At 52.9% G+C, this 13,012-nt stretch carries 13 protein-coding genes; 6 read left to right on the forward strand and 7 right to left on the reverse strand.

Features of this window, described 5'->3' with window-relative positions; translation table 11 throughout:
* Positions 1-11 precede the first annotated feature (11 nt).
* Together SYC_RS07935 and dnaN are read right to left on the reverse strand one after the other, a co-directional pair.
* Positions 12-878, reverse strand: a complete 867-nt coding sequence (locus SYC_RS07935; RefSeq protein ID WP_199290672.1) for an RNA metabolism — start codon at positions 876-878, stop codon at positions 12-14.
* Positions 879-908: 30 nt separating this feature from the next.
* Positions 909-2,036, reverse strand: coding sequence for a DNA polymerase III subunit beta (gene dnaN / locus SYC_RS07940; RefSeq protein ID WP_070105208.1), 1,128 nt, complete (start codon positions 2,034-2,036; stop codon positions 909-911).
* Positions 2,037-2,178: 142 nt separating this feature from the next.
* Between dnaN and SYC_RS07945 the strand changes: the two genes are divergently transcribed.
* Positions 2,179-3,000 (forward strand): HAD-IA family hydrolase, encoded by an 822-nt coding sequence (locus tag SYC_RS07945; RefSeq protein WP_011243807.1) that lies wholly within the window; start codon positions 2,179-2,181, stop codon positions 2,998-3,000.
* Positions 3,001-3,120: 120 nt separating this feature from the next.
* On the opposite strand, the gene thrC is transcribed toward SYC_RS07945, so the two are convergent.
* Positions 3,121-4,221: a threonine synthase gene (gene thrC / locus SYC_RS07950; protein ID WP_011243808.1), complete on the reverse strand. Its 1,101-nt coding sequence runs from the start codon at positions 4,219-4,221 to the stop codon at positions 3,121-3,123.
* Positions 4,222-4,291: 70 nt separating this feature from the next.
* On the opposite strand from thrC, the gene SYC_RS07955 reads away from it, so the two are divergent.
* Together SYC_RS07955 and cobA are read left to right on the forward strand one after the other, a co-directional pair.
* Positions 4,292-5,056: a sirohydrochlorin chelatase gene (locus SYC_RS07955; RefSeq protein ID WP_011243809.1), complete on the forward strand. Its 765-nt coding sequence runs from the start codon at positions 4,292-4,294 to the stop codon at positions 5,054-5,056.
* Between the two features lie 42 nt (positions 5,057-5,098).
* On the forward strand, positions 5,099-5,896 hold the full coding sequence (cobA, locus tag SYC_RS07960; protein WP_011378532.1) for a uroporphyrinogen-III C-methyltransferase: 798 nt from the start codon (positions 5,099-5,101) through the stop codon (positions 5,894-5,896).
* Here the strand turns inward: cobA and SYC_RS07965 are convergent.
* Both SYC_RS07965 and SYC_RS07970 read right to left on the reverse strand, forming a co-directional pair.
* Positions 5,893-6,423 (reverse strand): alpha/beta hydrolase, encoded by a 531-nt coding sequence (locus tag SYC_RS07965; protein WP_011243811.1) that lies wholly within the window; start codon positions 6,421-6,423, stop codon positions 5,893-5,895. The two genes, cobA and SYC_RS07965, sit on opposite strands and share 4 nt — an antisense overlap.
* Before the next feature lie 201 nt (positions 6,424-6,624).
* Positions 6,625-6,945: a hypothetical protein gene (locus tag SYC_RS07970; protein ID WP_011378531.1), complete on the reverse strand. Its 321-nt coding sequence runs from the start codon at positions 6,943-6,945 to the stop codon at positions 6,625-6,627.
* A gap of 100 nt (positions 6,946-7,045) precedes the next feature.
* Between SYC_RS07970 and xth the strand changes: the two genes are divergently transcribed.
* The 3 genes from xth (at position 7,046) to SYC_RS07985 (ending at position 10,671) form a co-directional block, all read left to right on the forward strand.
* Positions 7,046-7,843 carry an exodeoxyribonuclease III gene (gene xth / locus SYC_RS07975; protein ID WP_011243813.1) on the forward strand — a complete coding sequence of 266 codons (798 nt, stop codon included), beginning with the start codon at positions 7,046-7,048 and terminating at the stop codon, positions 7,841-7,843.
* An 86-nt stretch (positions 7,844-7,929) separates the two neighbouring features.
* The gene (gene thrS, locus SYC_RS07980) at positions 7,930-9,744 is read left to right on the forward strand and encodes a threonine--tRNA ligase (protein WP_011378530.1); all 1,815 of its coding nucleotides are present in this window, start codon (positions 7,930-7,932) and stop codon (positions 9,742-9,744) included.
* Between the two features lie 270 nt (positions 9,745-10,014).
* Complete coding sequence (locus SYC_RS07985; RefSeq protein WP_011243815.1) at positions 10,015-10,671, forward strand: hypothetical protein; 657 nt, start codon at positions 10,015-10,017, stop codon at positions 10,669-10,671.
* Positions 10,672-10,733: 62 nt separating this feature from the next.
* Here SYC_RS07985 and SYC_RS07990 read toward each other — a convergent pair whose 3' ends face one another.
* Both SYC_RS07990 and ctaD read right to left on the reverse strand, forming a co-directional pair.
* Positions 10,734-11,321 (reverse strand): cytochrome c oxidase subunit 3, encoded by a 588-nt coding sequence (locus tag SYC_RS07990; RefSeq protein ID WP_011243816.1) that lies wholly within the window; start codon positions 11,319-11,321, stop codon positions 10,734-10,736.
* Between the two features lie 51 nt (positions 11,322-11,372).
* The gene (gene ctaD, locus SYC_RS07995; protein ID WP_011243817.1) at positions 11,373-12,998 is read right to left on the reverse strand and encodes a cytochrome c oxidase subunit I; all 1,626 of its coding nucleotides are present in this window, start codon (positions 12,996-12,998) and stop codon (positions 11,373-11,375) included.
* Between the last annotated feature and the right edge of the window lie 14 nt (positions 12,999-13,012).

Here is a 13,012-nt window from a genome sequence, read left to right on the forward strand (position 1 = left end):
TTGTATCGGCGTTAGACCCACGGGTCGTCGTCGTCCCAAGCCTCGGGCGGAATCAGGGGCTGTGCTGGCGGGGCGATCGCGGCTGATTTAGGGCGCAATTCCGGCAATGGCTGTAAAGCGGTCTCCGCCGCATCCCAATCTTCCTCATCCTCTGCGATCGCGGTGAGAGGCTGTGGGGTGGCATCCTCCCAATCCAAGGGCTGCTGGACTTGCTCCCGCACTTCTTGGACTTGCGCTAATACTTCCTGCGCTTGTTCCTTGACCTTGCTGACTTGCAGCTTCAGCTCTTGCTTCCAGTGGCGCGCCCGCTGGCGTAGATCGCCCAACAGATGCCGATAGTCCGGTTCGGAACCAGCAACCGCTTCCGTCAATCCCGCTTCATAGACCGGCAGCGTTTCTGGATCGAGTTCCGCCACCAAAACCCGCGCTTGGCCATAGCTCAAGACCAGCTGCGGGTCGAGATCCCAAAGCATGCCAGCCACACCCCGCCAACCGTGGGGGCTAACCAGATAGGCGCTGATGTAGCCCGTCTGACGATCGAAGCGGCAATCAACAATTTTGCCGACATGCAAACCGGCATCGGTCCAGACTTCGTGTTGGAGGAGTGATTCGAGGCGATCGACTTTCTCGGGATTGGCAGGCTGTGGCGCTGCTTCTAACACCACGCTGTCATCGCCGAGGGCATGGAGTTGATCGAGCCGAAAGGCAGAAAACTCTCCACGAATGAGCCCTTGCTTGCAGAGAAACCCCAAAACGCGATGGGCTGGCGGATGCATCCAGACGCGATCGATGCGGCCATGTTCATCCGTGGTTTGGCGATCAAGAACTTGTCGATTGAGAAGGTCGCTAACCCGCAGTTCTTCAGGCTGGTCGGACATTGCCACGGTGAGAAAAAGGGGATCTCAACTCTAGCTGCGCAACTGAATCGGCATCACCAAGTAGGTGATTTTGACGGGTCCCAACGGACTGAGCACGACAGGGCTGGTGTTGCTGTTGAGCTGAATCTGAATGTCCGTGGTGTTCAAGGCTTTCAGCCCTTCGGCGAGGTAGCGCACATTGAAGGCGATCTCCAAGGGTTCACCGATGATTTCAGCCGGCACGGCTTCTTGACCGCTTCCCACATCCTGTGCATCGACTGCTAAGGCTAGGCGATTGTTCTCCGGATCAAGGGAAAGACGGATGGCGTTATTTTGCTGATCCGCCAACACTGCAATCCGCTCCAGCGCGGCCAGCAGGCGTTTGCGATCGACGGCAACGTTGCGATTGAACTCCCGCGGAATCAGCTGCCCGTAGTTGGGATATTGGCCATCCAATGTCCGGCTCGTTAGGTACTGGTCGCCCCACTGGAAGACAGTCTGACCTTGGTCATGATAAAGCGCGATCGCCTCGTCACTGCCGCGAATCGCGATCATCCGCTCTAGGTCCCGTAAGGCCCGCGAAGGCACCGTCACAGCAAACTCAGTAGCTGGAGTTGCTGCGGCATTCTCGGTTTTAACCACAGCCAAGCGGTGACCGTCCGTCGCTGCAAACTCTAGGCCATCGGGTTGTACCTTGAGGTGGACGCCCGTCAGGATTTGCTTGGTTTCATCCCCACTAGTCGCAAACAGGGTGCCACGCAGCCCTTCGATCAAAGCGCTGGCGGAGAGTTGTAGAGCTTCTTGGCTCTGAACCAGAGGCAACTCAGGAAATTCATCGGCACTGATCCCCCGCATTTGGTACTGGCCAGACCCCACTGACAGAGTCGCCGCTGCATCGTTGTCTTCCAGCGTGACGTCGCTGTCGTTGGGGAGGCGCGAAACGATATCGTTGAGCAGCTTGGCCGGTAGAGTGATGGCACCGCTCCGTTCGACTTGCGCGGCAAAGCTGGTTTGAATTCCGAGGCTGAGATCAAAGGCGGTTAAGCTCAGTCGTTGAGTACCGGCATCAGCCGCTAGAAGCACGTTGGCAAGCACCGGATGATTCGGGCGGGAAGGTACAGCACGGCTAACGAGCGACAGACTGGTATTCAGTTCGTTTTGGCGACAGACCAACTTCATGGGGGGAGGCTGCCCGAGCCTTTGATCGCAATCTTGCCAAAGCATCGTAGCACTGCTCTTCCACAAGGATTTTTGACGGTGCGATTACTAGATCGGATCTCTTTTTTAATTTTTAGATCAGTAGTAGTAGGGGCTGTGGAAAATGTGGAAAAGATCCTGGAAAGCTTTCATAGCAAGACTTTCAGCGATCGACCCCTGTGGAAAAGCTGTGGAAAAACTAAGAGGGTTTTCCACAGGGGGGATCAAGGGGGGTTCCTTTCTCCACAGACTGAAGGGGTTTTCCACAAGAAATCCACAGGTTTTTCCACAGAGTTATCCACAGACTTTGCAGGCGATTATTTTTGATTTTGATGGAACTTTAGTAGATTCTCTGCCTACTGTAGTTGCAATCGCTAATGCTCATGCCCCGGATTTTGGTTATGACCCGATCGATGAGCGTGACTATGCGCAACTGCGTCAGTGGTCTTCCCGCACGATCGTGCGGCGTGCGGGTCTGTCACCTTGGCAGCAGGCGCGGTTACTCCAACGGGTGCAACGCCAGCTAGGGGATTGTCTACCGGCGCTGCAGCTCTTTCCTGGGGTTGCAGACCTCTTGGCTCAACTGCGATCGCGATCGCTCTGTCTTGGGATTCTTAGCTCCAACAGTCGGCAGAACATCGAAGCCTTTTTGCAACGACAAGGTCTGCGATCGCTGTTCTCTGTCGTTCAAGCTGGAACGCCCATTTTGAGTAAGCGTCGGGCTCTCAGTCAGTTGGTGGCTCGCGAGGGCTGGCAGCCAGCAGCTGTGATGTATGTCGGCGATGAAACCCGCGATGTGGAAGCTGCTCGTCAGGTGGGTCTGATTGCTGTGGCCGTGACTTGGGGCTTTAACGATCGCCAAAGCCTGGTCGCGGCCTGTCCTGATTGGCTACTAGAAACTCCCTCAGACCTATTGCAAGCTGTGACGCAACTGATGCGACAGTAGGGACGTTGTTGTGGGTGGTGCAGTAAATTGGGCAGGTTGGAAAATGACCAAAAGTTAAGTCCTGATCCTTGGTCAAAGAATCAGGACAAAAAGGCGAAGGTTGCGTAGAAGAAATTGGAATTAAAAGCCCATGGTGTGAGCCACGATATCTAAATCAGGCTCAATTCCAGCTTTGAAACCTGTGTGGCTAAATTCGATCGCACTGCTGGGATCCTTGAGGCCATTACCAGTCAGAACGCAGACGATCGTAGCGCCGTCTGGGATTTCATCTTTGCACTTCAGCATGCCAGCGACGGAAGCTGCACTGGCAGGCTCACAGAAGATACCCTCCTGACCAGCCAGCATGCGATAGGCATCAAGAATTTCAGCATCGGTCACTGCATTGAAGGCACCATTACTTTCCTCATGCACTCTGAGGGCACGTTGCCAGTTCGCTGGATTACCAATCCGAATTGCTGTTGCGATCGTATCGGGCGATTGCACAATTTCTCCGGTGACTAGAGGCGCTGAACCCGCCGCTTGAAAACCCATCATGCGGGGCAGTTTTTGGCTCAACCCCTTAGCATGATATTCCTGAAAGCCCATCCAATAGGCACTGATGTTGCCTGCATTGCCCATGGGAATACAGAGCCAATCGGGGGCTTCGCCGAGCACATCAATCAACTCAAAGGCAGCTGTTTTTTGCCCTTCTAAACGATAGGGATTGAGCGAGTTAACGAGGGTGACTGGGTACTGGTTAGCGACTTCGCGAACGATTTCGAGAGCTCGATCGAAGTTGCCTTTGATCGCCAGCACTTCTGCCCCGTAGAGCAGGGCTTGGGCTAGCTTGCCTTGGGCAACAAAACCATCCGGAATCAAGACAAAAGCACGCAGGCCGCCACGTCTTGCGTAGGCTGCTGCCGCCGCCGAAGTGTTGCCAGTACTGGCGCAGATAACCGCTTTTGCACCCGCTTCTTTGGCCTTGGTGATCGCCATCGTCATCCCACGATCTTTAAAGCTGCCTGTGGGATTGAGGCCATCATATTTGACGAAAACTTCCACGCCGCGACCAATTTCACGGGCGATCGTCGGCACAGGAATCAAGGGCGTATTACCCTCGTGCAGCGTGACGATCGGCGTCGTGTCGGTGACGGGGAGGTAGTCGCGGTAGGCTTCGATCAGTCCGGGCCAACCGTGGGCACGGCTTTGGGGTTGGGCTTCAGACGGATACGTTGCGGTCACGAGTACTCTGGATGGGAAGGGTTCGCGATGGCTGCAAGGGAGCGCGATCGCGCCTCACCCGTGGTAAGCCATGACTCAGTTTACCGTGCTCCCTTCGCTCCTCAATGATGAGACTTCGGCTAGGTTCATGTTGCGTGTTTTAGTCGCCCATGGCAGTCGCGATCCGCGGTCGGCGATCGCATTGCAGCAATTGGCCACCGACCTCACGCCTCTGCTAGGAACTACGCCCGCGATTGCTTTTTTGGAAGGCCCTCATCCGCCCCTAGCCGACCAGATTGTGCAGTTGGCTCAGCAGGCTAAAACTCAGGGTGCGATCACGGTTCGGGTTTATCCCCTGTCTCTGCTGGCAGGCACCCACACCACAGAGGATTTGCCGGCAGCGATCGCCACCGCTCAAACGCAGATCCCTTTGCCCGTTGAACTGCAGCCCGCCTGGGGTGAATCGGACAGTCTGCGCAGTCTGCTGCGATCGCAAGTCACCCCCGCAACTGAAACGTGGCTGTTAGCTCATGGCAGTCGTCGCCCTGAAGCCAATCAGCAAATTGAACAATTGGCGGCTGAATTCGGCTGGCCTGCAGTGTTTTGTCGAGCAGAACCGCTGCTGAACGATCGCTTGGCTCGCACCCAGCCCCAACGCCTCTTGCCCTTGTTGCTTTTTCCGGGGCCGATTTACGACAGTGTGCAAGCACTTTGTGAAGCGGCTGATGCCTCTGCTTGCTTGGCACCCCCGCTGAGCCAATGGCCCCGGTTCTTAGAGGCAATTGCCCAGTGGCTCCAATTTGATCTTGCTATCAGCGATAATCGAGCCTCGACCCCTTCTCGTTTTCCACAGTAGCCTGGGGAAATTGGGGAGAAAATCTGCCACTCACCTCCGACATTGACCCTGATTTCTTCTGTTACAAAAGGCAAAGTTTATCTAGTGGGTGCTGGCCCTGGCGATCCGGGTCTGTTGACCTTGCGAGGCAAAGCATTACTAGAAGCTGCTGAGGTGGTTGTTTATGACGCCTTGGTCAGTGATGCAATCTTGTCTTTAATCAATCCCAAGGCAGACAAAATTCATGCCGGTAAACGGCGTGGACAACACTCACTGTTGCAAACTGAAACAACCCAGTTACTGATTGAAAAGGCTCAGCAACAAGCGGTTGTGGTGCGCTTGAAAGGTGGCGACCCGTTTGTGTTTGGTCGGGGGGGTGAGGAGATGGCCGACCTCCAAGCAGCAGGCATTGCAGTGGAGGTGGTTCCCGGCGTGACGGCAGGGGTGGCGGTGCCAGCCTACGCTGGCATTCCCATTACCCACCGCGATCGCAGTTCCAGCGTCACGTTTGTGACTGGTCATGAAATGGCGGGCAAGTATCGCCCCAGCATTGCTTGGGAGGCGATTGCCCGGGGCAGCGAAACGATTGTGATCTACATGGGCCTGCACAATCTGGCTCTGATCATTGAGCAGTTGCAGACCGCAGGCTTACCCGGCATAACCCCGATCGCCTTGATTCGTTGGGGTACGCGACCGGAGCAGGAAGAACTGTTTGCCACGCTAGAAACCGTTGTGGCAGCCGTTGCCGAACGTCAATTTCAAGCACCCGCGATCGCGGTCATCGGTCAGGTTGTCAGCCTGAGTCCGTTGCTGCCGCCGACAATGATGACAGCGAGCGATCGCGGACTACCGACGGCCTAATTACTGCCGCCCGACCCGAGTGATCGAATCAGCGCTTCAAGGTCGCCGACTTGAGCAATCAACCCCAGTAGCGAATCCACATTGACCCGCATGTTGGTGGGATAGTTCTCTAGCAGTTCAACGGGAGAAATTTGACCATCCTTCGACAAGGAAAGCAGAATGGCGGCTCGCAGTGCTTGGCGTCCATCCTGGTTAGAAACCCGTGGAGCGACGATTGTCCCAGCGCGATCGAGTAGGCCTGTCCCTAGGCTGCTGTAGAGCAGATCGCTGGCCTGGACAAGGCTAAAGGGAAAGCTGAGATTCAGAAACCGCTGTAGCTGTTGGGGATCCTGATTGCCAAGCTTCAAAATGGTGCCGAGAAATCCCCGGGCTTCGCCGGTCTCTGCTAGGTGTTTCAGGTCTGCGACATCAATGGATCGGTTCCAAGGACCGTAGATGAGCGTTACGGTTTCTGCAGCCTTTCCGGGAATGGCACTGGCGAACAGTACAGCGAGACCCGAGAGAACAGCAGTGAGCGAGCGGCGCATGGGCAAAACTCACGAAAGCTTAGACGTAGTGTGCCATCGCTCTCCAGAAAACTCTGTATCCTGTCGGAAATTGCAGTAAATCAACGCTTCTGGGGCGATCGCGGCTTTTCTGTTCTCTGTTATGCCCCTGCAAAACAGCGCAGAACCAATTGATCGCCACCAACTGAGGAGGCGATCGCCGAGGGCATAGAGCGTAGGTATTTAGGGCGCTGGTGTAAAAGAATTGCCCGTATTGCGCTGGCGCACTTGCTCTAGCTGCTGCCGACGGAATTGAGCGGCTTCACGGTCAATATTTTGGCTTTGCTCTTGCAGCGACCAATTAGGATTGCCATCCGCCGCTTGTTGGAGTCGCTGAAAGATGCTGAAGGCATCGGTGGGCTGACGACTGGCAGGATTACTTGGATCGTTGTTGGGTGTAAATGTGGTGCCGCTGCCAACGGGAGCAAACTGCGCCTGAGCAAAGGGAGCAACGCAGAGGCCAAGGCAACCGCCAAGGAGAAGAGAGGCTAGCGATCGCTTCATAACCGTTAAGAATGAGTCGGATGACGCTCTTATCCTAGCGGACGCAGGGATCCATGAACCGCGATAGATTGGGCTGCGTCCTGCTTCTGTCTCGATCGCTATGCGTATTGCCACCTGGAACGTCAATTCGGTTCGCAGTCGTCTCGAACATCTCCAGCGTTGGCTAACGGATCAGACCCTTGATATCGTCTGCCTCCAAGAAACAAAGGTAGTGGATGAGCAGTTTCCCTTGGAGCCTCTGCAAGCTCTGGGCTATCACTGCGCGATCGCGGGTCAAAAGTCTTACAACGGTGTGGCGATTCTTAGTCGACAACCCCTCGCAGATGTGCAAATTGGTTTTGGTGCCGTTTTGGGAGCAGAAGCCGTCGGGGATTTAGATGAGCAAAAGCGTGTGATTTCTGGCCGATCTGGGGATTTACGGATTATCAATCTCTACGTGCCGAATGGCTCAGAACTTGGCAGCGAGAAGTATGACTACAAGCTGCGCTGGCTGACCTGCCTGCAGCAATACTTGACGGTCTTGGGCGATCGCGAAAGCCAAATCCATATCTGCGGCGATTTCAATATCGCCCTGGAAGATCGCGATATTTACGATCCAGCGGGCAAAGAAACGCACATTATGTCGTCGCCGACAGAACGGGAGGCCTTGCGCCAGTCGGTGCTTTCCCTCGGCTTTGTCGATGCTTTTCGGCTGTTCGAAGCCGGTGCGGATCAGTTTAGCTGGTGGGACTACCGCACCGGGGCGTTCCGACGCAATCGCGGCTGGCGCATCGATCATCACTACCTCTCGGAGTCAGCCAAGGCACGGGCGATCGCCTGTCACATCGACCGCGAGCCGCGCACTTGGGAGAAACCCAGCGACCACACCCCTGTGGTTCTCGAACTGGCGGATGAATGAGGGCTAGCTAGGAGAGGCAATCGCGCCGGTAGGATAGAACAGTCGCCCGCCCTTGGTTGAGGCGTCCCTTAATCCTTGTGCCCCTCATGGTTCAATCTGCTCCGTCGACCGAAGCCATTCAGCTGCCGAAAACTAGCGAGTCTGCGCAACTCAAGCGCATTCGACACACAATGTCGCATGTGATGGCAATGGCCGTCCAAAAGCTATTTCCCAAGGCACAAGTCACGATTGGCCCTTGGACGGAGACAGGGTTCTACTACGACTTCGATACGCCAGAACCGTTCACCGAAGCCGATCTCAAGGCCATCAAAAAAGAGATGGTCAAGATCATTCAGCAAAAGCTGCCGGTCGTTCGTGAAGAAGTTAGTCGAGAAGAAGCCCAGCAGCGGATTGAGGCGCTGGGTGAACCCTACAAGCTGGAGATTCTGCAGGGCTTAACTGAGCCGATCACGCTCTATCACTTAGGCGATCGCTGGTGGGATCTCTGTGCAGGGCCGCACGTTGAGACCACGGCTGAACTCAATCCCAAGGCCTTTGATCTGGAATCCGTGGCAGGTGCCTACTGGCGCGGTGATGAAACCAAAGCACAACTGCAGCGGATTTATGGCACCGCCTGGGAAACGCCAGAGCAATTGACCGAATACAAGCGCCGCAAAGAAGAAGCGCTCAAACGCGATCACCGCAAGCTGGGGCGGGAGTTGGGCCTGTTCCTGTTTGCCGATCCCGTCGGCCCCGGCCTGCCCTTGTGGACGCCCAAAGGCACGATTCTGCGATCGACCTTGGAGGATTTCCTCAAGCAGGAACAAATGAAGCGTGGCTATCAATCAGTCGTCACGCCCCATTTGGCGAGAGTCGACCTCTTTAAAGTTTCAGGGCACTGGCAAAACTATCGGGAAGATATGTTCCCGATGATGGCTGAGGATGATGAAGCCCGTGGGCTGGAGCAAGGCTTTGTACTCAAGCCCATGAATTGCCCGTTCCATATTCAGATCTATAAAAATGAACTGCGCTCCTATCGCGAACTCCCGATTCGTTTAGCGGAATTTGGTACCGTATATCGCTACGAACAATCGGGTGAACTGGGCGGCCTAACGCGTGTGCGCGGCTTTACCGTCGATGATTCACACCTCTTTGTTCGCCCCGATCAGCTGGCGTCTGAGTTCTTGAGCGTTGTCGATCTCATTCTGTCTGTCTTCAAGGCGCTCAATCTCAAAAAGTTCAAGGCTCGCCTCAGTTTCCGCGATCCCGAGTCCGATAAATATATTGGCTCGGATGATGTCTGGGAAAAAGCAGAGTCTGCAATTCAAGCGGCCGCTGAGACGCTGGGAATGGACTACTTTATTGGCGTTGGTGAAGCTGCTTTTTATGGTCCAAAACTCGACTTTATTTTTCAAGATGCCCTTGATCGTGAGTGGCAGCTAGGCACTGTTCAGGTCGACTATAATCTACCGGAACGGTTTGACTTGGAATATGTGGCAGAGGATGGCAGCCGACAGCGTCCTGTGATGATTCATCGTGCACCGTTCGGGTCGCTAGAGCGCTTAATTGGCATTCTGATCGAAGAATACGCTGGTGATTTTCCGCTGTGGCTAGCGCCTGAACAAATCCGACTGTTGCCTGTCACTGAAACGGTTCTTGATTACTGTCAACAGGTTGCTGATCAACTGCGAGCGATCGGTGTTCGAGTGCAGGTCGATTGCAGTGGCGATCGCCTCGGTAAACTAATTCGCAATGCTGAGAAGGCCAAGATTCCAGTCATGGCAGTGATTGGTGCTCAAGAGGCAGAGTCAGAAACTCTGAGTATTCGTACAAGAGCGACCGGTGATCTTGGCAGCCTAACGGTAGCTGATTTAACCAAACGCCTGTCATCTGCGATCGCAGAAAAATTACCGCATCTTTAGCAGGTTTGAGAGAGTTGATTAGTAGTCACTTGTAAGGAGCTTCTCCAAGGGGTGCTCTCTGCGGCTACGTATTTTCTCATTAGAATCTCGATGTTCCTAGATTGATAATTGAAAGGGGTGACAGAGAACTGTAGCGAGTTGAGATAACCTAAATCGCGATAAGAACAGTCAAACTTTGTTAAGGGATTATAAATATGTAGAACTGGGTAACACACAATCTGTCTTAGAGGCTGCACACTGATAACACTAGATTGCCACAGTGTCAAAAGCATGAGCCTTGGATCCCAGGCATTCGGCCAAGCCTTTCCCTCTGACAACTTCCCAGAACAGCCCCAGGCTGCTGCGTCGCCACAACCTGCGCGAGCAGATAAGGTCGATCAGCAAGTAGTTGCCGTACGGCGCGCCCTAGGGGAGCACTTAGTCTTGGGCGGCTTTTTGACGAACCTTCAACTCCAGGCAGCACTACAGGATCAATTTTGTTCGGTCAACCAAACCGCAAAGCGGCTGGGAGAGATCTTAGTCAGTTATGGTTGGGTCTCTGGCAAGGTGATTGATTTTTTCTTGCGTTATCGCTCCCATCACCTGATTCAGCCAGGTAAACAGCTCGGCGATTATCTGCTTGAGCTGGGTTTGGTTTCGCATGCTGATCTAGATAAGGCCCTTCGACTTCAAAAAACGAGTTATCTAGGTCAGCCTCTCGGCCAAATTTTAGTCAAGTTTGGCTTAGTTAAAAAACAAACAATTGATTATTTAGTTGATTCCATTATTAAGCCAGAGCTCGCACTGCTCAGTCAGTCGTGGACTGGCCCTGAGGGAACTTCTAATCCCTATAAATCGAAACCTAATCCCCTAGCTGATGAGGAAGTTTATTTTGATGAACTAACAACTTTCTCAGAAGCCTTTAGTCCTTTCAAAAAGCGTCAGTAATTTCTTGTTCTTAAAATTGATTATCTAGTTCTCTAGTTCTCTAAGATGGGTAATCACTAAACCTAAATCAAGTAAAGCAATACAAATAAAACAATCCAGACGATATCAACAAAGTGCCAATAAATTTCAGCAGCTTCAATGCCGAAATGATGTTGGTCTGAATAATAATCTGGTTGCCGCGATCGCCACAGAACAGCCAGAATTGCCAGTAGTCCTACGAGGACGTGTAGGCCGTGGAAGCCAGTTAGGGCGTAAAAAGTGCTGGCAAACAAGTTATCTCTGAGGCCAAATGTTAACTGGCTATATTCATAAATTTGACCAACTAGAAAAACAACACCCATCAGAGCAGTAATGCCAAAGTAGCGCTGAACCGCTTTGACGTTATTTTGCTTAATCGCATCTTCAGCGCCATGAATAACAAAGCTACTGCTGATTAAGATGGTTGTGTTAATCGCTGGAATGAGTAGCTCCAGCTCAGGCATTTGCTCTGCGGGTAATGAATTGACAGCCCGAAAGGTGAGATAGGCAGCAAATAAGCCCAGGAAAATCATCCCTTCGGCAACAAGGAACAGAATGAGCCCAAAGATTCGATGATCAGGATGTGCTTCTTCAAGGTGATGAGTTTTTAAGGCTTCCAAAGTGCTTGTCATAGGAGTTGCTAAGAGTGAGGACTGCAAACAAAGACTGTGTTTGAACGGCAATTAAGGCTGAATAATTTTGCGATCGCCATAGCCATAGGGATTGGTCACGAGCGGAGCTTCTCCAACCCAATTCTCAACAGGCGGAGGAGAACTGGTAAGCCATTCGGGTGTAATGCCTCCCCAAGGGTTAGGACCAGCTTTAGCGCCTGCAATCCAGCTCCAAACTGCATTGATTAGGAAGGGAATTGTGGAAATAGCCAGGATAAATGAACCAATTGAGCAGATTAAGTTGACCGTGGCAAACTGTGGATCGTATTCAGCCACGCGGCGCGGCATGCCCTGCAAGCCTAGCCAGTGCATCGGTAAGAAGCAGAGGTTAAAGCCCACAAGCGTCAAGATGAAATGAACTTTTCCCCAGCCCTCATTCAACAGACGCCCAGTCATTTTGGGGAACCAATGATAGATGCCAGCATAGAGGCCAAAAACACTGCCCCCGAAGAGAACATAGTGGAAGTGCGCAACGACGAAGTAGGTATCGTGAACATGAATATCAACAGGAACTGAGGCGAGCATAATGCCGCTCAGCCCTCCAATCACAAACATCGAAATAAAGCCGACACTGAAGAGTAGGGCACTCGTCAGTTGAAGTTTCCCGCCCCAAAGCGTTGCCAACCAGCTAAAAACTTTAATGCCTGTTGGAACGGCAATGATCATGGTGGCAATCATAAAGAACATTCGCAGCCACGGTGGGGTACCACTAGTAAACATGTGGTGCGCCCAAACAATTAGGCTCAGGAAGGTAATCGCTAGGCTGGAATAAGCGATCGCTTGATAGCCAAAGATAGGCTTGCGAGCATGAACTGGCAGAATCTCAGAGATCATGCCAAAAACCGGCAGGATCATAATGTAGACCGCTGGATGAGAATAGAACCAGAACAAGTGCTGATAAACGACAGGATTACCACCACCTAATGGATTGAAGAAGTTCGTGCCTACCATTAAGTCAAAGCTGAGCAGAATCAGGGCACCAGCCAAGACTGGCGTCGATAGGATTGCCATGATTGAGGTAGATAGCATTGCCCAGCAAAACAATGGCATTTGATTCCATCCCAAGCCAGGGCGGCGCATCTTAATGATTGTGGTGGCAAAGTTGATAGCGCCCAGGATCGAGGATGTTCCGAGCAGCAGAACACTGAGGATCCAAATCATCTCTCCGGTCTTACCACTCATCAGGCTGAGGGGTGGATAGGACGTCCAGCCTGAGCTTGGGGCTTCAACTAAGAAGCTCGCAATTAAGAGAATTCCTGCTGGCGGCAGAAGCCAAAAGGCGACAGCATTCAACTTGGGGAATGCCATGTCCCGTGCACCAATTAGCAGGGGAATGAGATAGTTCCCAAAAGCACCACTACCCGCTGGCACGATCCAGAGGAAAATCATGACGGTAGCGTGAACCGTGAAGAGTTGGTTGTACAAATCACGGCTGACGACATCCACAGTCGGTGTGGCAAGTTCAAGACGAACTGCTGTCGCTAACGCCCCACCAATTAAATAAAAGATGAACGTTAAAACTAAATACTGGATGCCAATCACCTTGTGATCGGTACTAAAGCTAAAGTATTCGCGCCAGCCAGTACTACTATGAATTTTTTCCGGTGACTGATCCGGTAGAAAAGCGGTGGTTGTCATTGCTTGATTGAAAA

This window comes from Synechococcus elongatus PCC 6301 (assembly GCF_000010065.1).
Taxonomy (GTDB): Bacteria; Cyanobacteriota; Cyanobacteriia; order Synechococcales; family Synechococcaceae; genus Synechococcus; species Synechococcus elongatus.

What these genes read in the sequence shown, in the direction of transcription:
- SYC_RS07935 (WP_199290672.1), bottom strand. Translation starts at nt 878, where the DNA reads ATGTCCGACCAGCCTGAAGAACTGCGGGTTAGCGACCTTCTCAATCGA.
- dnaN (WP_070105208.1), bottom strand. Translation starts at nt 2,036, where the DNA reads ATGAAGTTGGTCTGTCGCCAAAACGAACTGAATACCAGTCTGTCGCTC.
- SYC_RS07945 (WP_011243807.1), top strand. Translation starts at nt 2,179, where the DNA reads ATGTGGAAAAGATCCTGGAAAGCTTTCATAGCAAGACTTTCAGCGATC.
- SYC_RS07955 (WP_011243809.1), top strand. Translation starts at nt 4,292, where the DNA reads ATGACTCAGTTTACCGTGCTCCCTTCGCTCCTCAATGATGAGACTTCG.
- SYC_RS07965 (WP_011243811.1), bottom strand. Translation starts at nt 6,423, where the DNA reads ATGCGCCGCTCGCTCACTGCTGTTCTCTCGGGTCTCGCTGTACTGTTC.
- SYC_RS07970 (WP_011378531.1), bottom strand. Translation starts at nt 6,945, where the DNA reads ATGAAGCGATCGCTAGCCTCTCTTCTCCTTGGCGGTTGCCTTGGCCTC.
- xth (WP_011243813.1), top strand. Translation starts at nt 7,046, where the DNA reads ATGCGTATTGCCACCTGGAACGTCAATTCGGTTCGCAGTCGTCTCGAA.
- thrS (WP_011378530.1), top strand. Translation starts at nt 7,930, where the DNA reads ATGGTTCAATCTGCTCCGTCGACCGAAGCCATTCAGCTGCCGAAAACT.
- SYC_RS07985 (WP_011243815.1), top strand. Translation starts at nt 10,015, where the DNA reads ATGAGCCTTGGATCCCAGGCATTCGGCCAAGCCTTTCCCTCTGACAAC.
- SYC_RS07990 (WP_011243816.1), bottom strand. Translation starts at nt 11,321, where the DNA reads ATGACAAGCACTTTGGAAGCCTTAAAAACTCATCACCTTGAAGAAGCA.
- ctaD (WP_011243817.1), bottom strand. Translation starts at nt 12,998, where the DNA reads ATGACAACCACCGCTTTTCTACCGGATCAGTCACCGGAAAAAATTCAT.